General features: G+C 48.0%; 25 protein-coding genes. 17 read left to right on the top strand and 8 right to left on the bottom strand.

Annotation, left to right across the window (positions count from 1 at the left end; genetic code table 11):
* The first annotated feature begins 113 nt into the window (after positions 1-113).
* From PN498_RS13675 to PN498_RS13665, 3 genes are all read left to right on the top strand, one after another.
* The gene (locus tag PN498_RS13675) at positions 114-1,454 is read left to right on the top strand and encodes a ParA family protein (protein WP_272063366.1); all 1,341 of its coding nucleotides are present in this window, start codon (positions 114-116) and stop codon (positions 1,452-1,454) included.
* Positions 1,454-2,167 (top strand): Rho termination factor N-terminal domain-containing protein, encoded by a 714-nt coding sequence (locus tag PN498_RS13670; RefSeq protein ID WP_272063365.1) that lies wholly within the window; start codon positions 1,454-1,456, stop codon positions 2,165-2,167. Before PN498_RS13675 ends, PN498_RS13670 begins: the two co-directional genes overlap by 1 nt.
* Before the next feature lie 252 nt (positions 2,168-2,419).
* Positions 2,420-3,265 (top strand): class II fructose-bisphosphate aldolase, encoded by an 846-nt coding sequence (locus PN498_RS13665; protein WP_272063364.1) that lies wholly within the window; start codon positions 2,420-2,422, stop codon positions 3,263-3,265.
* A gap of 126 nt (positions 3,266-3,391) precedes the next feature.
* Here PN498_RS13665 and PN498_RS13660 read toward each other — a convergent pair whose 3' ends face one another.
* Together PN498_RS13660 and PN498_RS13655 are read right to left on the bottom strand one after the other, a co-directional pair.
* Positions 3,392-4,093 carry a hypothetical protein gene (locus PN498_RS13660; RefSeq protein WP_272063363.1) on the bottom strand — a complete coding sequence of 234 codons (702 nt, stop codon included), beginning with the start codon at positions 4,091-4,093 and terminating at the stop codon, positions 3,392-3,394.
* Between the two features lie 88 nt (positions 4,094-4,181).
* Entirely contained in the window at positions 4,182-4,862 is a 681-nt protein-coding gene (locus PN498_RS13655) for an actin-binding WH2 domain-containing protein (protein WP_272063362.1), read from the bottom strand.
* A 222-nt stretch (positions 4,863-5,084) separates the two neighbouring features.
* On the opposite strand from PN498_RS13655, the gene PN498_RS13650 reads away from it, so the two are divergent.
* Entirely contained in the window at positions 5,085-5,678 is a 594-nt protein-coding gene (locus PN498_RS13650; RefSeq protein ID WP_272063361.1) for a GNAT family N-acetyltransferase, read from the top strand.
* A 110-nt stretch (positions 5,679-5,788) separates the two neighbouring features.
* Positions 5,789-6,112 (top strand): nucleotidyltransferase family protein, encoded by a 324-nt coding sequence (locus PN498_RS13645; RefSeq protein WP_272063360.1) that lies wholly within the window; start codon positions 5,789-5,791, stop codon positions 6,110-6,112.
* A gap of 199 nt (positions 6,113-6,311) precedes the next feature.
* Here the strand turns inward: PN498_RS13645 and PN498_RS13640 are convergent, their stop codons facing one another.
* Positions 6,312-7,403, bottom strand: a complete 1,092-nt coding sequence (locus tag PN498_RS13640) for a sucrase ferredoxin (RefSeq protein WP_272063359.1) — start codon at positions 7,401-7,403, stop codon at positions 6,312-6,314.
* A gap of 37 nt (positions 7,404-7,440) precedes the next feature.
* Entirely contained in the window at positions 7,441-8,139 is a 699-nt protein-coding gene (locus PN498_RS13635; RefSeq protein ID WP_272063358.1) for a Crp/Fnr family transcriptional regulator, read from the bottom strand.
* Between the two features lie 297 nt (positions 8,140-8,436).
* Between PN498_RS13635 and PN498_RS13630 the strand changes: the two genes are divergently transcribed.
* The 4 genes from PN498_RS13630 to PN498_RS13615 all read left to right on the top strand — a co-directional run bounded on the left by PN498_RS13630 (position 8,437) and on the right by PN498_RS13615 (position 10,879).
* Positions 8,437-9,225: an SAM-dependent methyltransferase gene (locus PN498_RS13630; RefSeq protein WP_272063357.1), complete on the top strand. Its 789-nt coding sequence runs from the start codon at positions 8,437-8,439 to the stop codon at positions 9,223-9,225.
* Positions 9,226-9,293: 68 nt separating this feature from the next.
* Positions 9,294-9,686, top strand: coding sequence for a four helix bundle protein (locus PN498_RS13625; protein WP_272063356.1), 393 nt, complete (start codon positions 9,294-9,296; stop codon positions 9,684-9,686).
* Between the two features lie 40 nt (positions 9,687-9,726).
* The gene (locus tag PN498_RS13620; protein WP_272063355.1) at positions 9,727-10,059 is read left to right on the top strand and encodes a cupin domain-containing protein; all 333 of its coding nucleotides are present in this window, start codon (positions 9,727-9,729) and stop codon (positions 10,057-10,059) included.
* Between the two features lie 4 nt (positions 10,060-10,063).
* Positions 10,064-10,879, top strand: a complete 816-nt coding sequence (locus PN498_RS13615) for a YwiC-like family protein (RefSeq protein ID WP_272063354.1) — start codon at positions 10,064-10,066, stop codon at positions 10,877-10,879.
* Between the two features lie 52 nt (positions 10,880-10,931).
* On the opposite strand, the gene PN498_RS13610 is transcribed toward PN498_RS13615, so the two are convergent.
* Entirely contained in the window at positions 10,932-11,153 is a 222-nt protein-coding gene (locus PN498_RS13610) for a DUF2283 domain-containing protein (protein WP_272063353.1), read from the bottom strand.
* 164 nt (positions 11,154-11,317) lie between these two features.
* On the opposite strand from PN498_RS13610, the gene PN498_RS13605 reads away from it, so the two are divergent.
* The 4 genes from PN498_RS13605 to PN498_RS13590 all read left to right on the top strand — a co-directional run bounded on the left by PN498_RS13605 (position 11,318) and on the right by PN498_RS13590 (position 12,655).
* Positions 11,318-11,629, top strand: coding sequence for a nucleotidyltransferase family protein (locus PN498_RS13605; protein ID WP_272063352.1), 312 nt, complete (start codon positions 11,318-11,320; stop codon positions 11,627-11,629).
* A complete protein-coding gene (locus tag PN498_RS13600) occupies positions 11,622-11,993 on the top strand; it encodes a HepT-like ribonuclease domain-containing protein (RefSeq protein ID WP_272063351.1) in 372 nt (123 codons plus the stop codon). The genes PN498_RS13605 and PN498_RS13600 overlap by 8 nt, the downstream gene beginning before the upstream one ends.
* Before the next feature lie 221 nt (positions 11,994-12,214).
* Positions 12,215-12,367, top strand: a complete 153-nt coding sequence (locus tag PN498_RS13595) for a hypothetical protein (protein WP_272063350.1) — start codon at positions 12,215-12,217, stop codon at positions 12,365-12,367.
* A 90-nt stretch (positions 12,368-12,457) separates the two neighbouring features.
* Positions 12,458-12,655, top strand: a complete 198-nt coding sequence (locus tag PN498_RS13590; protein ID WP_272063349.1) for a hypothetical protein — start codon at positions 12,458-12,460, stop codon at positions 12,653-12,655.
* A 148-nt stretch (positions 12,656-12,803) separates the two neighbouring features.
* Here the strand turns inward: PN498_RS13590 and PN498_RS13585 are convergent, their stop codons facing one another.
* Entirely contained in the window at positions 12,804-13,469 is a 666-nt protein-coding gene (locus PN498_RS13585) for a pyridoxamine 5'-phosphate oxidase family protein (RefSeq protein ID WP_272063348.1), read from the bottom strand.
* Between the two features lie 107 nt (positions 13,470-13,576).
* On the opposite strand from PN498_RS13585, the gene pdxR reads away from it, so the two are divergent.
* Complete coding sequence (gene pdxR / locus PN498_RS13580) at positions 13,577-15,028, top strand: MocR-like pyridoxine biosynthesis transcription factor PdxR (protein ID WP_272063347.1); 1,452 nt, start codon at positions 13,577-13,579, stop codon at positions 15,026-15,028.
* Between the two features lie 76 nt (positions 15,029-15,104).
* On the opposite strand, the gene lepB is transcribed toward pdxR, so the two are convergent.
* Positions 15,105-15,683, bottom strand: a complete 579-nt coding sequence (gene lepB, locus PN498_RS13575; protein ID WP_272063346.1) for a signal peptidase I — start codon at positions 15,681-15,683, stop codon at positions 15,105-15,107.
* Positions 15,684-15,983: 300 nt separating this feature from the next.
* Here lepB and PN498_RS13570 point away from each other — a divergent pair, with 300 nt between their 5' ends.
* Positions 15,984-16,817, top strand: coding sequence for a metallophosphoesterase (locus PN498_RS13570; RefSeq protein ID WP_272063345.1), 834 nt, complete (start codon positions 15,984-15,986; stop codon positions 16,815-16,817).
* 7 nt (positions 16,818-16,824) lie between these two features.
* On the opposite strand, the gene clpP is transcribed toward PN498_RS13570, so the two are convergent.
* On the bottom strand, positions 16,825-17,430 hold the full coding sequence (clpP, locus tag PN498_RS13565) for an ATP-dependent Clp endopeptidase proteolytic subunit ClpP (protein ID WP_272063344.1): 606 nt from the start codon (positions 17,428-17,430) through the stop codon (positions 16,825-16,827).
* 238 nt (positions 17,431-17,668) lie between these two features.
* Here clpP and PN498_RS13560 point away from each other — a divergent pair, with 238 nt between their 5' ends.
* On the top strand, positions 17,669-18,553 hold the full coding sequence (locus PN498_RS13560; RefSeq protein WP_272063343.1) for an ABC transporter permease: 885 nt from the start codon (positions 17,669-17,671) through the stop codon (positions 18,551-18,553).
* 60 nt (positions 18,554-18,613) lie between these two features.
* Complete coding sequence (locus PN498_RS13555) at positions 18,614-20,023, top strand: ABC transporter ATP-binding protein (protein ID WP_272063342.1); 1,410 nt, start codon at positions 18,614-18,616, stop codon at positions 20,021-20,023.
* The last annotated feature ends 27 nt before the right edge of the window (positions 20,024-20,050 follow it).

Here is a 20,050-nt window from a genome sequence, read left to right as displayed (position 1 = left end):
GAATCAGTAATATTTATACCCAAAGAGTCAAAGAAGTTCATCAAATAGGCTGCAAAAATTTCCGGTAAGCCTACGTCTGCTAGGTATATGTTGGAAAAAGCTACATAGTGCTTATGCAATTAGAACAGACGCTTGCTAATATTCCTGCAGATGCGGCAGAAGCGATTGTCGAAAGTAACTTTTCCAAGCCCTTTCTCAATGCACTAGGATTTCAGGATTTAGAGATAATTCCTCAATTTCCAGTCACAAGGGGAGCTGTAGACCATGCAGCTCGAAAGAACGTAGAAAACGATATATTCCTTCAAACCCATAAAAGCCCCTATCTCTACATGGAAGTAAAGGGTTGTACAGAAGATCTTTCTAGCGAGCTATGTTCAAGTCATATTAAAGCTGCCCTTCAACTCAAACGATATTTATTAGACGCAAAATCTAAAACTGTAAAGTGGGGAATTCTGACGAATTCGCGTTATGTACAACTATTTCGAAAACACAACAAGATTGTTCATCCTGTTACGGCTTGTCTATCACTAGATGGCAATCTCAAGGATATTGTCAGAGATCTCAGAAAAAAGATAGAGTCTCCTGAGAAAGCATTGACAGTAGCTGTATACAACAACAAAGGCGGTGTTGGAAAAACGACCACTACTTTGAATCTTGCGGCAATTCTTAGCGTACTCAAGAAGCGCGTTTTGATTGTGGATTTTGATCCCAATCAAAGCGACTTAGGAGATGCCCTTGATCTGGCACCACTTAATGGCAAGTTAGTATCTGCCCTCAAAAATAAAGAAGTTGATGCTAGAGAGATCATTACTCCTTACAGTTTTGAGCATCCGAGATTGAAACATCCCTTGGGTTTCGATGTAATTCTGGCTGATGAAGAATTAGTAAGTGATCTTGACGAAGTGAAGCTAAAGCAACAGATAAAGATCAGTGCCTTGCATCGGCTACTAGAGAGTGTTAAAAGTAGCTACGATTACATATTGATTGATGCGCCTCCCAACTGGAGGATTTTTGCACAGAAAGCGCTTTATGCAGCGGATGTGGTTTTGATACCAGCTCGACATGATAATCTGCATTCTCTACAGAACGCTGGCATGGCAATTTCTCGCTTTCTCCCAGAGGTTAGAACAGAGCGCCAGAGGGCTGGAGAGTATGGGCCTATACCTCTACCTATTCTCATGAATAATGCGTTTAAGGTATCGGAAGCACAATTGCAGCTTATGCATCAAGCGATCGCCGAAATAATAAAGAATACGAGAAAAAACTCTGACGGACTTGATTTAACACCGTATTTTTATCCAAGACTGCGGCGAGGTCACAAGGACTTACGAACAAACCGTATACCCTACATGGCCTACATATCAAAGGCTGATTTCTTACATGTTCCAGCAGTATTTGCCTTCAAGACTGCGAGAGAGCAATATTTGAAGCTTGCTAAGGAGTATTTCATCTGATGAGCCTTTCTGATACTGGAAACTTAATGTGTTTGCCTTTTGAAGAAATTGAACCTGGGATACCAACTGAAGTTCATGCTTATTTAATTCAAGAAACAGCAAAATACCTTGAGGAACAGAGTCGTAACTGGGTACCGCTCATTGTTAAAGAAGTTGGCTTAGACCAGTATCAAGTTATCGGTAATTCATTTATCTATGCAGTGGCTTCAGAGGCAGGCTTGGAAGAAGTTTGGTGCATCATTGCTGATAGCACACCAGAGACAGAATCACTTACTCAAGCCTTGTGTCGAGAAATTATCCCCAAGGTTAATTTGTCTACAGCTAATCGAGATGAAATTTCAAGCGCTTTGGATTTCTTGATGCTTTTACCCAATAGCCCGTTAAAGGGTGTTAATCATGCCTCAGCTGTAGCCAGAATTGATGAAGCTCCTCGCCAATACTGGAAGAGTCTAACTCCAATTACAAAGCTCGGATGCCGCATCACAGTAGGGAAGAAACTGAAGTTTCTTGAGCAAGTGTTTTATCTGACGCCGCAGCCAATCCCTAAAGTTATTACAGACCGAAGATTGCTTGACTCATTTAGTACAAAAGAGTTAAAAGTTTTAGCTAAAAAACGAGAGATTCGAGGCTACTCAAAAAAGAAAAAGGCTGAGTTGATTGAGCTATTAGCCAATTTTAATGAAGAGAAAAGTTCTGATAAGCAGGTAGCTTAGGAATAGCTCAAGGCGTATCAAACTATTTATTTTTATGAATCTTAAAAACAAAATTGATGATGGCAGGTCGTGCCATTGAGGATCAATTGATAGGTCAATAAACATAAGTCAAACAAGGAATCCAGATTTGTCTCTGTTTGAGGTGACAGCAACGAGCAGGTTTTGAACATGACGACGGTAATGTTTGGGAACGGTGTGCTGGATTGGACCTGATGGACCCAGTATTATCAGTACTGACGCGATCGCAATCTCATGCTGACTTCTACCAAAGAACTGTTAGAGAAAGCTCAGAAGTATTCCTACGCTGTTGGTGCGTTCAATCTATATAACCTTGAAGGTGTCAAAGCCGTGGTCAATGCGGCTGAAGCTGACAAGAGTCCGGCAATCATTCAAATTTTGCCTCAGATACTGAAGTACGGGGGGCCTCCTTTAATTGCACTCTTTTTAGAAGCGGCGGACTCGGCCAGTGTTCCGATGTCAGTTCACCTAGATCACTGCGAAGACGAGGCAATCATTGAGCTGGCTCTGAAAGCAGGCGTGCAATCGGTTTTGGCGGATGGCTCGAAGTTTTCCTTTCAAGAGAACTTAGCTTTCACCCGTGAAATGACTGTTTTGGCCCATGCGAAGGGGGCGACTGTGGAAGCAGAGATTGGCAGAATCAGTGGCACTGAAGACGGTATGACGGTTGCTGCCAAAGAAGCCAAGATGACCGACCCTGACCAGGCGCAGGAATTCGTAGCCAAGTCGGGAGTTGATTTTCTTGCGGTCACCATTGGGAATGTTCATGGTCAGTATTACAGCGAACCCCGATTAGATTTCGAGCGTCTGATCAAGGTTCGTCAACGCCTCAAAATCCCCCTAGTGCTACACGGCGCGTCTGGTTTACCGGCCCTCATGATTCAGCGATCGATTGAACTAGGGGTCTGCAAGTTCAATGTCAACACTGAAGTCCGACAAAAATACCTCCAGTTTTGGCGAGAGTATGGAGAAACGAACTCGCAACGCGACCTCTTAGACTGCCAGAAAGCAGCCACGGGGGCAATGCAGGAAATCATTGCTCAAAAAATCAGGTTGTTCGGCAGTGCTGGCAAAGCTTGATGAGAGCCGATGTGAGACAGGGCGATCGCATCCGTTGGTTAACAGTTTTAGCCACTTGCGTTTGCCTGATTTATTACCACCCGTTTTCGTCCCCCTGCCAACTCTGTCACTGTAGATCAGAGACTGTCAGAAGTCTTCATCGGTCTGAGTCATCATCTCTTGCTGAACCGCCAACCCAATGTCTAGGGCTTCTTGCAAAAACTGCTGATATTCTGTTGCCTGATTGCTGACTTGCAGAGCCTGTAGGGCGGCTAGGTTTGTTTCGATGCTGCCCATGAGGTCACGTCCTTGCTGAAGTACGGTTTGGTGATAGCGCAGAATTCGCTCCGTCATCAATGCTGAGATCAGACTATCGCGGGTCGCGGCCAATGCTGACAGAATTTCGGCTCGGTTGGATATTTGGGCTGGTGCTGACGATTGTGCCCTTTGCAGTTCGTCCATCACCTGGATTGCCTGCACAATGTCGTTATGTCGATCAACTTCATCCAGTAGTCGTGACAGTGTCTTGAGGGCTTTGTAGCGCTGCCATTGATAGCCATTCCAGGCGATCGCCCCTGCGATCGTGATCCCTATTGCTACCGCAATCAGTCCAAATACATTGTTGAAACTGTCCCAACTTCGGACGATGACTAACCCAAAGCCTAAGCAAACAATAAAAACAACTGCCAGAACAGAAAACTCTGACACTAAAAACGACAGTAATTGACCCGGTGATCTAAGCGCCGAGGGTCGTACAACGCCGCCCATAAAGACTTTTCCGATTTCTAACTCGGTTAGCTTTTCAAGCTGATCTTGACTAATTCTTAAATCCTCTAAATCAGATTTCATATGCTGATTGAGTTGGCAAACCTAAATCCGACAAACCTGTTCTCTCTGCCACCAGTCTTTGTGAACAGCAATTTCTGCTTGAGCACACTCAATTTCCACCCAAAAGCGAGATCAGACTTCTAATCACTTGAGCGTAGAAATTGCTTTCAATTGGCCTAAACAACTGAAACGGCTCTCCAGGCGCACCAAAAAAAGGTCTTAGCGTCCAGCCGAGTTGACTGCCGACGAGACCATACAGAACAAGCCAAAACAGAAGCAGCCTTTGGCGAATCTGAGGCGTCTTTTCGTCAAATTTCATGACGGTTTTAACCCCTCGATAAAAGAGCTGAACGCCTACAAACCCGGTCAGAGCGAAAATTGACACATTCAGCAGCAAGAAGAAGTGATAATCCCGAATTGAAATTAGGAAGAAGAGAGTGATGGGCGCAAAGCTGAAGAGCAGAACGCTAATGACCGAAACGGTTGTCAAGCTCAGAACAGTGTATTGCTTGAAGTTGGCCTGTGAGCCAAAGAGAATATCGAAGAAGTAGAGCGTGGGCAGACAAATCAGCAGCGTCAGCAGATATAAAGCAGGTAGCTTGACGGTTGAAAGTAGCATCTGTTGCCAACCGCTTGAGGCTCCGACGATCGCGCCATAAATGGCAAAGAATAGCGAGCTAGCAACAATCAGTGAGACAATTTTCGATTCAAGTTTGGTTCCATTGCGAACTTCTTCTAAAAAGACTGGGCGATCGCGCAGTAGGGTAATCAGCGTTGAAAAATAATTCATAGTAGTCTGAGTTAGCTCCATAGTTATAGATTCATTCGGACGATAGCAATTTCCGTAGTCGGATTAAGTTGGATTTCGGTAGGCGATCGCATGAATGCTTTGCATAGCGTTTGAAAGCCACAACAGCATTGTGCATTGAGCGAAGAAGAGCAAAGGAGCACTTTCGAGTAACCTTTGTGACATTGAAGTAGTTGTATTGATGCAGTTGATCCCATCAGAGTGATGCAAAAGAAAACGCAAGAGTTCTCGCTGCGTGACGAAATCGATCTAACGACTGTCTGTGTAGCAGGTAATCGTGTCTGGCTTCGATCTATCAGTGACTATTTTGCCGAGGCAATCTTTAAAGAGTTCTCTGATGAAATTACCGAGTTCATGATTCCCAAACCAGCCGAGACCATTGATGACACTCTTGCGTTCATTCACTCCTCCATTCAGGGAATGAAAGAGAAGTATGAAGTGATCTTCGTGATTTTAGATAAGTCCAGCGAAGAGTTTATCGGGTGTTGTGGAGTTCACGGACAGGCGAATGCTAGAACGCCAGAATTGGGTATTTGGATCAAGAAAAGCGCTCATGGTTCGAAGCTGGGACGGGAAGCAATACACTTGACCTGTCAGTGGGCTTTGGAAACCATCGATTTCGATTATCTGACCTATCCGGTAGATCGGGCCAATATCCCGAGCCGTCGAATCCCTGAATCAATGGGAGGAATCATTTTTGAAGAGAAACAAGTCGAGACTAGGCGAGGAACCCAGCTTGACGAAGTCGTGTATAAAATTTCTCCTGACTTAATCACATCGTGTCAACTCAACCCTTAAGAAGGAGCCGCTAAGCTCGGGCTACAGTAGTATTGCAGGAAATCCATCTGCTTAAATCATCTATCCGGTTGGAACGGGAAGCGGTTAGAAGCTTCGAGGGTAAGACCGACATGACCATTGCAGAGATCGAACTACCGATAGAGAAAATCGTCAAATTTTGTCATAAGTGGCAGGTGACAGAATTGTCTTTATTTGGTTCTGTTCTACGCGATGACTTTCGCTCTGATAGCGATATTGATGTGATGGTGCAATTTCATCCCAGTGCCCACCCTACCTTCCGAGCGTTGGATCAAATGGAAGCAGAGTTACAAACCGTGTTCCATCGAGAAGTTGACTTGATTACCCGTCAGGGTATTGAAAGTAGCCGCAACTACTTACGCCGTCATGAAATCCTCTCCTCGGCCCAGGTAATTTATAGATGTGGTGCAGTTTGAAATACCGCCTTTGATTGAGGAATTAAAATCGCAGATTCCTCCAGAACCTCGACAATAACTAGCAGCGGCAGCAATCAAGGCAATATGATTCTAGTACGCTCGCTATGAGCAAACACCCTTCACTCTTGAATACCAAATTAATGGCATCACTCACTTTGCTGCTCCTCAAAGGTTCGGGTAATATCAGATTCAACAACTTTTATCGCTCTGTTTTTCTAACACTTTGTCGGACCGTTGCCTGATATTGCTGAGCCGGATGTAGTTTTGCAGTTTCGCCCGATCGCAACTGAGTCATCACGGTGTGACTAACCTCAACTTGAACTTCATAAGCAGTCATTTCAGAACTGCGATCGCTATGAGCTTGAATTTCAACAGTTGCCCAGGTGCGCTTTTGGTCTAGCTTTTTGAGGAGGACTTGCGCTCGAATCGTCGGTACCCAGCGCAGCAGCCAGCGCAAAATACGGTGAGTGAATTTTCCACCATCTTGAGCGATCAAGCGTTCACCTTTGGCGCACTGTAGCCATGACCAGCCGACCTGCATCCACAGTTCGCGTTCGGCCACTTGTCCCCAACGTGACAGCCCTCCCCAGCCTCGGTAGTGAGATCTGAGTCGGGTTACATCACCCCGGCGATACACCAATGCATCCAAAATCTCTGCGTTTAAATGTCCCCAGAAGTGCCCTTGGGGAAAATCGATGAGGGTTGGGGCGAAGTTATGCCCGCCAAAATGACCCACTTGCCACACCTGCATCTCGCTACTTTCGGCATAGTCTCGTCTCAAGGTCTCGAACAGTGGAGTGCCAAATCGCCCGCAGGCAACGTCGTAGTGGGTATGGGTGCAAACAAATAGGCTGCGAGTGGGAGTGCGGCGATCGCCCTCAAATTGTCCTAACCGCGATGGCCGAAATAAGAGTGCGTCGACAAGCTGAGACAGCGTTTCGGTGGGCACACAGTAGTGGCTAGCCTCATACTGAGCAAACAAGCGACTCGGACGGCGATAGCTGATGATGTGCCGATGTCCAGGCTGAGAATAGTCACGGTCAGGAGCGATCGCTAAAATCCTTACCTTTTGCCATAGATGCGGGCGCTTTTCTACCGCCTGAAATAACTTCAGCAGTTCAGCAGATTCATTGTGCCAAGGGTCCTTAGCCCACGGACGTGGCACTTCGATCATGATCCATAAATCGGCTGTGATCGCTGTGCCAATGGGATTTTCGCCATTCGACTGCGAGGTGACTGAGCAATAGCGGCAGGGCAAAGATACCTTGTTTTCGGGGGCCAAAGAAGTCATCACGAACTAACACTAGGGAGTTGAACTGGGTTGGACGCTAACGGTCGGAGCACAGGGAACGGAGCTGAGCGCGATCGCAGATCGTAATTAAGCCGCCTCGTCGATAGATAGCAGCAGGTTTGAGCTGCCGAAAAAGCCGTACGCACTCTTCATAGGTAATGCCGATGCTGCGGGCAATCTGGTAATACGTGAGGCGCGATCGCAACTGCTCTCCATTGGCAACCGGATCGGTGCCGCCATAGTCTGCTACTGATTCAAGATAATTGACGAGACGAGTGATCGCCCGTTGAGATACCAGCCCATGCACTCGTTGATGCAGCTGTTGCAGCCTTTGATTGAGGACAGTCAATAGATGCAGTGCCAGCTCAGGCGCTTGAGCGAAACTTTCTAGCAGGACCTGACGATTGAGGGTGAGTACGGTGGCTGGGGCGATCGCAACCACCGTTGCCGGAGCAATGCCATTACCAAATAGAGCCGGAGCCGCAAACATCTCTCCAGCTGGCAAAATCCGCAAAATGGTTTCTTTCCCCGACACTGCGATTTTGCTCATTCGCAACCGTCCCGAAACCAGTACGTGCAAACGGGCAGGCAGCAGATCGCCCTCATAAAATATCACCTCATCCGTCAGATATGACCTCAGATGACTCTGCTGGCTCAAATACCGAAGTAAAGACTCATTGAGATCAGCAAATAGCGAGATTTCCTGAAGCTGATTGACATCAATTTGAGAAGCCAAGGCTCAAACCACACGAAATGATAGAGTAAACCGTCTATTGATGAGAATAGTTTCTAACTGAAGGATTGTACAACTCAGTCCCTCTGTCCTCTATTTATAGCCCTGTGTAGCTTGGTCAAGTACATCTCAGTCTCAAGGGAGCAGGAGAGAACGGGGTGTGCTTGACTCACATACGCGCCGCTATATTACTCGTTCCTCTTTCAAACCGTTGCCAACAGTTCTGTCATTCATGAGCTATCTCATAGAACGTCTTGAGAATCTTTGCCAAACTCAAGTCAACTTTCTGAGGTGAATAAGGTGACTCAGACCCCAAGCAAGCCCAACTTCAAGACTGCTCCTGGCCACCAAGTTTTAGCCGCTGCTGGAAAAAAAGCGCTCCGTCCCGGTGGCTACACTGCAACGGAAAAGCTCTTTGCCTGGGCTAACTTTCAGCCTGGCGAAACCGTTTTGGAACTGGCAGCTAGTTTCGGCTACAGCGCGATCGCCCTAGCCCAGCGCTATGGTGTACGGGTCGTTGGCGTTGAGAAAAATCTGGATAGCGTAGCCCGGGCCCGGGCCAACATCGCTGCGGCTAGATTGACCGATCAGGTTGACATTGTCGAAGGCGACATTTTTCACCTAGACCGAATTACCGAACAGTTTGACTATGTGCTGGCAGAAGCAATTTTGACCATGCAGTCTGAGGCAGGCAAGGCCAAGATCTTGGCAGGGATTTGCGATCGCCTGAAGCCGAACGGTCAATTCCTGAGCCATGAACTTCGGGCTGAAGGTACTGACGCTAAGGCCATTCGTCAAGATTTATCGACCACCATTCGAGTCAACGCGGCGCCCCTCTCAGCCGACGGTTGGCTTGCCGCCTGTCAGCAAGCAGGACTGACCGTAGAGCAGCAGGACGCTGGCCCCATGTCCTTACTCAATCCCAGTCGTATCGCTCAAGAAGAGGGCGTTTCCACACTCCTCACCATTGGCTGGAACATGCTCACCCGCCCCATCCTACGTCAGCGCATCCTCGCTATGCGAGAGACCTTCATCCGTCATGGCAATGACCTGGGCTATGTTGCATTGATGGCAAGGAAGGCAAGTTAGGTTTGTTATGAGTTATTGGTTGCTGGTTCTTCGTTGTTGGTGTTTTTCTCAGTCGGTTTGAATGAGCAATGCGAAAAGGGTTTAGAGAATTAGAGGTCTATCAATTGGCAGAAGAGTTGTCTGATGAAATCTGGAAAATTGTCGTCAACTGGGATTTTTTTGCCAAGGATACGGTTGGAAAACAACTGGTTCGCTCCGCTGATAGTGTAGGTGCCAACCTAGCTGAGGGGGCTGGACGAGGTAGTTACAGAGACAATCGTCGCTTTATTACCATCGCCCGAGGCTCTCTAATCGAAACTCAACATTGGCTACGCCGAGCCCAAGCACGCAACCTACTCACCCCCGACCAAACTCAGAGACTTAAACCCCTCATCAACAAACTGGCCCCAAAACTCAACGCCTACCGCAACGCCATCACAAAAATGGCAAACAACCAACAACCAACAACCAATAACCAATAACCAATAACCAACAACCACTTCCCTCAATTTCCCAACAACCATGACTACCCTAATTTCTCCAGAAACCCTCTCCCTCCAACTCAAAGACAACATTGCCTATCCCGAATCCGGTGTGCTCAGTAAAGTACTCTGGAAAGATGAGATCTGTCAGTACAGCCTATTTTGCCTAGCCGCCAGCACTGAGATTTCTGAACACACCTCCACCCGCAATGCCACTGTGCAAGTCGTGGAGGGCAGCGGATTGCTGACACTCAATGGCGAGCAAATCTCATTGACTCCAGGCGTCTTCATCTTTATGGAGGCCAATGCGCCTCATGCGCTAGAAGCCACCTCGAATCTGGCTTTTGTTCTCACGTTGTCTAGTGCAGGTTAGTGTGATGACGATCGCTTCTGAAACAGTCTCCCGCTCAGGCAGACCGTGGTATCACCCCACATTTTCTCCCGAACATGGAGTATATGTGATGCTGGTGGTGTCTTTTCTGACGGGGGCTGCCGCTGCACAGCAGTGGACCTGGGCAACCACGCTGGCGTTGGTGTGTGCCTACTGCGGCTTTCAGGCCGAACATCCGTTTAGCTTACAGATCAAACAGCGGCGCAGTTGGAAACCGCGATTTTTAGTCTGGCTAGGGCTATATGGTGGAGGGGCGATCGCGATCGCCCTATGGCTCCTATGGCGCAGTTCTCATCCCTGGTCTTTAGCCACCATCTACATCGCTGCCGGAATCGCCACGATCATTGATGGCCTCTCAGTCCGGCAGCGGCAGCAAAAATCCGTTTGGAATGAGCTGATCACCTTTGCGGCCACCTGTGGGGCGGCTCCGTTGGCCTATGTTGCGACTATTGACACCCTTTCAACGAGCGCGATCGCCCTCTGGCTGCTGAATACGTTCTTTTTCTCCAGTGCCATTTTTACCGTGAAGCTGCGGAAAGAGCGCACCGCATCTGTGCTCGGAGGAATAGGGTTTCACGCGATCGCCACGGGATTTGTCATCCTTTTCTGGCAGCTTCACTGGCTTGCTCCCGTCACCGCAGCCGCCTTCAGCATCGCCCTCTTCAAGTTTGGACTGATTCTCTTGAATCAGGAGTGGTACCGCAACACCAAGATTCAGTATGTGGCGATGATAGAAACGCTTACCAGCACGCTGTTTCTAGCAACGACCGCTTTGTCGCTATTACCCGCCCACCTCAATTAGACTAGCGATCGCTCATGACAGTCAGCACACTGGCGAGAACTAGCCCACTGCCTTATCGAAGGACCGTTAGGTTAGTCTCATTGGGGTTGAAAAGCTGCCGTTGAGAGGCATTTAGAAACTCGATGCTGATCGGTTCGGAATTCTCGTCATAGCTAACAACGATGCTCCCTGGCTCTGCAATAGCATTGCTGGGAGAGACGTCTTTCATAACGAAAATCAGCACATCGGCTTCGGCATCGTAAACTTTAGAAGTAAGCTTGAAGGTAAGCGACATTTTGTCTCAACCCAATAAACGGTAGGGTTGGAGGTATCGCTGTAGCCATCATGACCAGGACGGTTGACAACGCTAGAACCTGGCAAGGTTTAATTCCCTTCCTACCCACTGCCCTGCATAAGCAAGCTATACTTTTTGCCTTGTGCCATAACTTCATGAAGTCCATGGAAACTCGTTCGTCAGAGACGTTGAACAGAGCCAACATACTTGCTCAGCTACAGGCTCTTAAGCCTGATCTAAACAAGCGATATGCGGTTAGTCAGATTGGTGTCTTTGGCTCGGTTGCGCGGGACGATATCGGCATAGAAAGTGATATTGATGTCGTCGTTCATATGCAGCCGGACATTCTTAAACGAGCTTGTCTCAAGGCTGAGTTAGAGACTGTTTTTTCCTGCAAAGTGGATGTCGTTCGCTACTGGCACGGCATGAATACATATCTTAAAACACGTATTGATCGCGAGGTCATCTATGTATGAGCGATCTTTGCTGCCAGAACTTTTTCTTGAGACCGAAGAAGCTATTCGGCGAATTGAGCGACGATTTTCTGACATTAACTCGCCTGCGGATTTCCTGGCAAATAACGCTGGTTTGGATCGTTCAGATGCGATCGCAATGATGCTCATCGCAATTGGAGAAAATATTCAACGCATCACCAAACGTATCGATCCAGGATTCTTTACTGAACATCCTGAAATCAACTGGGAAGGCATCAAGAGTATCCGAAACTTGCTAGCTCATGACTATTTCAACATTGATGCTGAAGAGATATATCACATCTGCGATCACGAGATTGGACTGCTCAAACAAGCGATTCAACAGATTCGTAGTGCCCTTTTCTAGCTCTAAAAAGAGCACTGGCGCAGCAAACTCCCGGCACTACAAGACAGTCTAAAAGTCCTGCAAATGTTTATATGGGGTTGATCGCGATCAGCGGCAGAATGCAAATAATGCATCGAACCATTGCAACAAGCCAATATTGCTGGCAAAAATCGTAAGTTTGGTTACCGTTTTTCTCCCAAGATCTCGCGATTCTGGTGGGGACGTTGTGAGCGGCTTGTGGAATGAGATTGTCCGAAGTTTTGGTAGTACCCGCTTTTCTGGGGTTGCTTGCTGGCGTCGCCCACGGCGTAATCACCCACCAAGCAGGGTTACCCATCGGTTTTGTTGAGCAAATCCACCAGATTGTTGAAGGTGAGAGTATTTCTTTGAAATAAGTCTGACAAAGATTAAAAAAGACTAAACTGTAATCGTCTATACAAAAAGCCTGACATCATAGACATGTCTACTCTAAGAAGAGGTGTTCTATGTATCAGTCCAATGCATCTAGTCTGTCTGCGGGCGATCGCTGGGTCATCGGTCTTATGGCTGCTGGTTTAACCTTTGTTGTCGGATATACGGTCACTCGCGTGTCTTTAGCATCTGCCACCTCCACTTCAGAGGGTGATGTTCAGCAAAACGTCATTCCCCACGAAGGTGAGCTTTGGAATCACTTCGGCGGATAGTTTTCAGAGAGCGGCGCTGTATCGTTTCTGCTTAACAGCGCCTAAGTTGAATCTTTTTAGCGGCCTCTCGATCAGGAATCACGCAAATGGGCTGCTTTACCGCTACAGCAAGCATAAAGTTAGGCACTGCGCACCTGTCACCACTTCTCTACGCTCCTCGGTGATAGTTCAAAAGGTGCTCAGGGATAGGAATATCAGCGGCGAGTTGGGGATCTGGGATAGGACTGCCCGGAGTGAGTTTGAGGGGTAACTGTCCTGCCCAAATGGGTAATGAGTGATCGGCAGCGTCATCTTTTGGATCACCTGTGCGAACTTTGGCAGAGCCTTCCTCAATGGGAAAGGCTAATACTGTTGTGGCGTTGACCTCTTGGGGCTTGGGCTTACGAGCCTGCTCCCAACTGCCAGGTACCATGTGTTCGGCCAGCACTTTAAGGGCGTGGGTCTTTGCTGCTTCTCCTTCAACCAGCGTGGCCCGACCGAACAATACGACGGATCGATAATTCATGGAGTAGTGAAAGAGCGATCGCGCAACCACAATGCCATCCAACAAGGTGGCGGTGACACAAACATCAATCCCCTGCTGCAAATTCTGGAGCATCCGGCTAGCGGTTGAACCGTGGATATAGAGGCGATCGCCCTCTCTGCCATATCCCATCGGAATGACAAAAGGCTGATTGTTGGCAATAAAGCCAACGTGAATCACCAGAGCCTCATCCAAAATTTGGTTGATGAGCGCGCGATCGTACTGTCCCCTTTTAGGAAGACGTTTGACCTTGCTGCGATCGGTGACTGGCAGCGTTTCTGAGGAAGTCATAGGAGATTCTCTCGATGAAGGGAACGGCTATAGAGGTAAGATAAACCTCGAATTGGTCTGACTCAATAGCCAATTTCATAGTTTTGAATAGATCCAATTTGAGTCCTATGGATTTAGCGTTATCCCTTGATCGCACCTGTGCCGTTCCCTTGTATCAGCAGCTTGCGGAGGAACTACGGCAGGCTGTTTTGCAAAAACGCCTCAAGCCCAACCAGAAGTTACCGCCGTCCCGAGTATTGGCTCAGTCTCTTGAAATCTCGCGGGTAACGGTAACGCAAAGCTATGACCAGCTGGTGAGCGAGGGGTATTTGGAGACGCGGCAAGGCGCAGGCACCTTTGTGTGCAACCAACTTCCTGAAACGTATTTACAGGCTGAAGCGATTGAACAGGACACCGCCGTATCAACGATGCCGACCCAACTGTCGCGATTGGGGATGGAGCTATTGAAAGTTCAGCAATTGGAAGGTCCTCAACCGCAACATGCAATTAACTTTCGCTATGGCAATCCAGCGACTGACCTATTTCCGCTGACATTGTGGCGACGTCTCTTAGCACGTCACTGTCGAACGTCGTCCACCGGCTTGAACTATAGCTCCGATGCCGCAGGATATTTGCCCCTCCGACAGGCGATCGCGGACTACTTGGGACGTTCTCGTGCCGTGCAGTGTCGTCCAGAGCAAGTCATCATCGTCAACGGGTCCCAACAGGCCCTAGACATAATTGCGCGGCTTACTCTTGATGCCGAAGATTGGGTCGCAATGGAAGATCCGGGTTATTTGGGAGCGCGGTATTGCTTTGCGGGTCGAGCCAATCTCCAGCCGATCCCGGTGGATGCCGCAGGATTAGACGTGGAGGCGCTGAGCCAGTATTCCCAGCCGTTCAAACTTCTGTATGTCACGCCTTCCCATCAATTTCCTACAGGCGTTACTCTTTCCCTTCCCCGACGCTTGGCACTCCTACAGTGGGCACAACAAACAGGAACGCTGATTTTGGAAGATGACTATGATGGTGAATATCGCTATGGTGATCGCCCCATTCCAGCCTTGCAAGGACTTGATTGCAACCACACGGTGATCTATGTGGGCACCTTCTCCAAAATTCTCTTTCCTGCCCTCCGGCTGGGCTACCTAGTTGTGCCAAAGGATTGGATTCCCCTGGTGAGTCGAACAAAATGGTTGTGCGATCGCCAGTCGCCCTTGCTTGAACAATACGCCCTAGCAGATTTTTTTGCTGAAGGACATTTTGAACGCCATATTCGACGGATGCGCCATTTCTACAATCAGCGGCGTCAAGTGCTAGTCAACGCATTGAAGGATCAGTTTGGCGATCGCGTCATGATCTTGGGGGAAAATGCTGGCATCCATTTGATGGTGAAGTTTGAAACGACATTATCAGATGAAGATGTGATTCAACAGGCGGCCAGCGTCGATGTCGGCGTTATTAGTGCCCAAGGCTACTATCTGACTGCACCTAAAACAGGCAAGTTTATCTTCGGTTACGCACAGCTCAGTGAAGCCCAAATTGAGCAGGGGATTCAGGCGTTGGCCCGGGTGCTATAGCTCTAGCCCTCTAGGTTCTAATGGAACTGGCGATGGCTATAAAAGCGTGAAGATATCAATTCGTTAGCCCGCAGAATTAGTCCAATCCACCCACACGACTAGGCGGCCAAAAGCGCACAACAGCCCTGCCAATAATATTTTCTGCAGGGACGAAACCCCAAGAGTGACTGTCGTAGCTGCTATTACGGTTGTCACCCAAAACCAAATAGGATTCGGGAGGCACCGTCTCAGGTCCAAACGTATAGTTGGGTTCGTCTTTAATGTAATCCTCTCTGAGGGGAACGCCGTTGACAAAAACGGTGCCATCGGTGACTTGGACGGTGTCTCCCGGTAAGCCAATGATGCGTTTGATGAAAGCGTCCCGTCGCTTACCTTCAGGGAAAAGATTGTCTGGCGGCCAGAAGACAACGATATCGCCATGCTGAGGTGGATTTAGGTGATAACTAATTTTTTCAACGACTAGGCGATCATTAATCTCCAAAGTTGGCTCCATCGAACCCGACGGAATGTAGCGGGCTTCCGCCACGAAAGTTCGGATCCCTAGAGCCAAAACGATGCTGAGACCGAGCGTTTGTAAACCCTCTACAACTGGGTTAATAGAACGTTCAGAGGACTGTTTCTGTGAATTATCGGGTGCTTTTGGAAGCTCAGTCATATCGCGCGCAGCGTCCGCCAAATGTCTAACGACTATAACCCATCGATCATACTCCATACCAAGTCTTTCAAGTTGAATTAAGGACGATACGAAAAGAGTCCTTAAGCGGTCAGAGCAACTGGTGTTTCGCGATGGGTAATTCGAGGAGGGGCGGTACAGCTTGAATGTTGACGGGATGTCTAGCCATGAAACCTTAGTCAATAGCAAAATTGTTTTTGGCTGAGGAAAATTTAACCAAAGCCTCAAGGGAGGAGCGCTATCCTTTGGCGATAATTGAATTGCTGTGATGCCTTTTTTGCGATGCATGCCCTTTTGACGGGACCTTTAACGACTGAGAGAATTGCGATCGCTATCAAGGATCTTCCGCTCGGGCTGCATGACACAACACTGGTTCAGCTTACAGACTTCCACTTTGACGGTCGTAGTTTGTCTAAGGAACTACTAGTAGCTGCGATCGCTCAATGCAATGCCATTCGTCCCGATTTGATCGTCCTGACAGGTGACTACATCACCCGCAATACTCGCGATATCTATCTGCTAACGGCCTATCTACGGCAGCTCAAGAGCCGACAGGGAATTTACGCCGTTTTGGGCAATCATGATTCGGCAAACGTCAGCATGAGGCTAACTATTCAAGAAGCCTTAGATAAAGCGGGCATCACTCCTCTGTGGAATGAGATAACCTACCCGTTTGGCAATGAATTGCCACTTGTTGGACTGGCAGATTTACGGTCCCGAGACTACTGCGCAGACCGCTTGCTGACTCGACTCCCTCCACAAACGCCCAGAATTGTCTTAGCACACAATCCTGACACGTTCGCTGAGCTGCAATCACAGCGGGCCGACCTTGTTCTATCCGGTCACACCCATGGCGGACAGGTGGCATTGCCAGGCATCGGGACGGCTCCAGGCTTGATAATGAAACTATCACCCTGGTTGCCCCAGCCAATCAAGAGCCGCATTCCCTTTTTAAATAAAGACTGCGATCGCGTCTTCAAGCATTGGGAATGGGCAGCTGGACTCCATCGATTAGGCACCAATCAACTTTATGTCAACCGAGGCTTGGGAACCTATCTGCCGGGGCGACTATTTTGTCCCCCCGAGCTGACTGTCATCACGCTCGTAAAATCGTGATTAATCGTTAACCAATAGGAGTGGGACGGCTGCCCACTGAATGGCGATCGATGACCTGATCGATCAACCCATACTCCATCGCGTCGTGAGGCGACATGAAGAAGTCACGCTCAGTATCAGCCACAATCTTATCGAGCGGCTGTCCAGTATTTTCGGCCAAGGCCTTGTTCAGCAGTTCCTTTAAATACAGAATCTCTTTCGCCTGAATTTCAATATCAGTCGCCTGTCCTTGTGCGCCTCCCAAGGGCTGGTGAATCATGATGCGCGAGTTCGGCAGACTCATTCGCTTACCCTTCTTGCCTGCGGTCAACAAGAAAGCTCCCATGCTAGCTGCCAAGCCGACACAGATGGTGCAGACATCGGGACGAATATGATTCATCGTGTCAAAAATACCCAACCCAGCCGAGACAGAGCCTCCGGGTGAGTTGATGTAGAGGTAGATATCTTTCTCGGGGTCTTCTGCTTCTAAAAACAGCATTTGAGCCACGATTAGGTTTGCCGAATCAGCCGTGACCTCCTGCCCCAAGAAAACGATGCGCTCTCGTAAGAGACGAGAGTAAATGTCAAAGGCGCGTTCACCGCGACCAGACTGTTCAATAACGGTTGGGATCATCGACGTCTATTCCATCAATTGCTTTATATGATTCTACCGATTTGACCGAACGGGCGAAGACTAGATTACCGCCCTTATGGCAAAGTCGTCATGCCTAAAGTCCTGATCGATAAGTTCACAACGGTAATTTGGAGTACTTGAATGAGCATGACTGCTGTATGCAGTTTGGATTTCGCAGAGGTCCCTCAGACAGATACTATAGGGAGCTAAGTGTGCTCGTCAGCCAATGATTCAGCCTATGACAAACGTATTGCGTCCCCTCGTTAGTTTCCTAAAAGGGACAACCCGTCCTTGGATAAGACGGCTGAAGCGCTTGATACCGCTGAGCAATTCTCAGTGGGCCAATCTATCATTACTCAAGACGCTGGTACAGAGAGATATGGAGGCGAAGTACAAAGGCTCCATTTTGGGGAACCTTTGGCCCCTACTGAACCAACTCAGTCAGCTTCTAATTTATACCTATATTTTTTCAATCGTCCTTAAGGTCAAGCTCAGCCTCAGAGGAATGCCCGAAGAGAATACTCTTGTCTTTGGGCTATGGCTATTTGCGGGTCTCATTCCCTGGCTTGCATTCAGCACCGGGGTCATGGGAGCTGCAGGCACCGTGGTAAGTCAGACTAATCTGGTTAAAAAAGTCGTTTTTCCACTGACTCTCTTACCTTTAGTCCCAACTATTTCAGCTTTTATGGACAGCACCTTTGGAATAGTTTTATTGATTACGTTTGTGGCCTTTCTCAAAGGCACTATTAGCGCATCGCTATGGCTACTCCCCGTCGTTTGGGTACCTCAATTCTTATTGACAGCAGGAATTGGCTTTCTCACAGCGGCACTGACAGTCTTTATTAGAGATACGCCTCAGACTTTGGGCGTCGTACTTAACCTGTGGTTCTATGCAACCCCAATTATCTATCCTGCGTCAATGGTTCCGCCAGGATTTGAATGGTGGGTATTTTGGGTCAATCCACTGACTGCGATTAGTGAGCTGTATCGAGATATTATTCTGGTGGGAGAGATCACACACTGGACTGAGTGGGGTATTGCTACTGGAATTTCGGCTGCTATCTTTCTAATTGGATATGGATGCTACCAGAAGCTCCGTCCTGCCTTTGCGGATGTGCTGTAAGTACATAGCTGGCGCAAAAGACCGTTACTGATAACTTGCCGTTAATGTAATTTCGATGGAATGAAACAACAAGACACTGTGATCTCTCTGCAAGGAGCTTCTAAGTGCTTCAAGCGGTATGAAAAACCTGTTGATCGTCTCAAAGAAATTATTTTTCCTCGGCGGAAGCATGCTGAAGAATTTTGGGCTTTAAAGGATGTTTCATTAGACATTTCTCCTGGAGAAACAATCGGTATTGTGGGCCGTAACGGAGCTGGTAAGTCCACTCTTCTGCAATTAATCTGCGGCACGTTACAACCGACGGAAGGCACGGTCAGGGTTAATGGACGGGTCTCAGCTTTATTGGAACTCGGTGCAGGATTCAATCCCGAATTTACTGGTCGGGAGAATGTCTACATGAATGGAGCAATCATGGGGCTCTCCCGCGAGGAGATTGATTCGCGTTTTGAGGAGATTGCAACGTTCGCCAACATCAAAGAGTTCATGGAGCAGCCTGTTAAAACCTACTCCAGTGGTATGTATGTGCGGCTTGCTTTTGCAGCAGCGGTTTATATCGAGCCGGAAATTCTTATCGTTGATGAGGCTTTAGCGGTTGGAGACATTGTGTTTCAGGCAAAATGCACAACTCGCATGAAAGCAATGATGGATAGCGGAACAACGATCTTGTTTGTCAGCCACGATCCAATCGCCATCAAAAGCCTATGCCAAAGAACGGTCTATCTGGATCAAGGACGGGTCAGAGCGATTGGAGAAAGTGGTCCAATCGTTGATCAATACATCAAAGATGCCTTTGAAGAATCCAGTATGTTTGGGGACGCGCCACCGCCACCAACCATTGAACCTGTACCGTCAGCATCTTCAATCTCTGAATTAAATGGTTCTGTCGAGGTTTACACCAAAGAATATAAGAACTACGATGCGCTCGCATTTCGGGGTTTAGGTATATCAACAGCCCAGTTTAAAGATTTTGAAACTCGCGTAGCTTCTCTACGTCATGGGGAAGGTAGTGTCCGCATTAAGAACATCATTGTGATGGATGATGATCAATCCCCCGTTGGACAAGTTCCATTTGGCACCTACGTTACGGTACGAGTTATTTGTGAAGCACAACGCACTTTACCGGAGGCAGTGATTGGCTTCTACGTCAAGGACATCAAGCAGATAGAAGTGCTAGGTAGCAATAGTTACTATCAAAATATCAATATTAAAGACCTTCAAGATGGAGAACTTTTCTGGATAGATTTTCGTTTTCAAAATCGCCTTCGGGGTGGGGACTATACCTTAACTGTCCTTATTGCAGATTCTATCTTGACGACAACTTACTATGATTGGGTTGACTGTGCTAGCGTTATCAAATGCCTGAACCCCCCTCAGAGACAGATTTGGTGCCAATACTGGCCGGAAATCGATTGTGAGTTGGCCCGGTCTTTGTCAGACAAAAACCAGGACTATGCAGTTTCTAAACCCTAGCGTTTCATCGTCAAGCTTTATCCAAAA

It is taken from the genome of Oscillatoria sp. CS-180 (assembly GCF_028330965.1).
GTDB lineage: Bacteria > Cyanobacteriota > Cyanobacteriia > Phormidesmidales > Phormidesmidaceae > Halomicronema.
The sequence above is the reverse complement of the archived record's forward strand: the minus strand, read 5'-3'. Positions and strand labels throughout refer to the sequence as shown.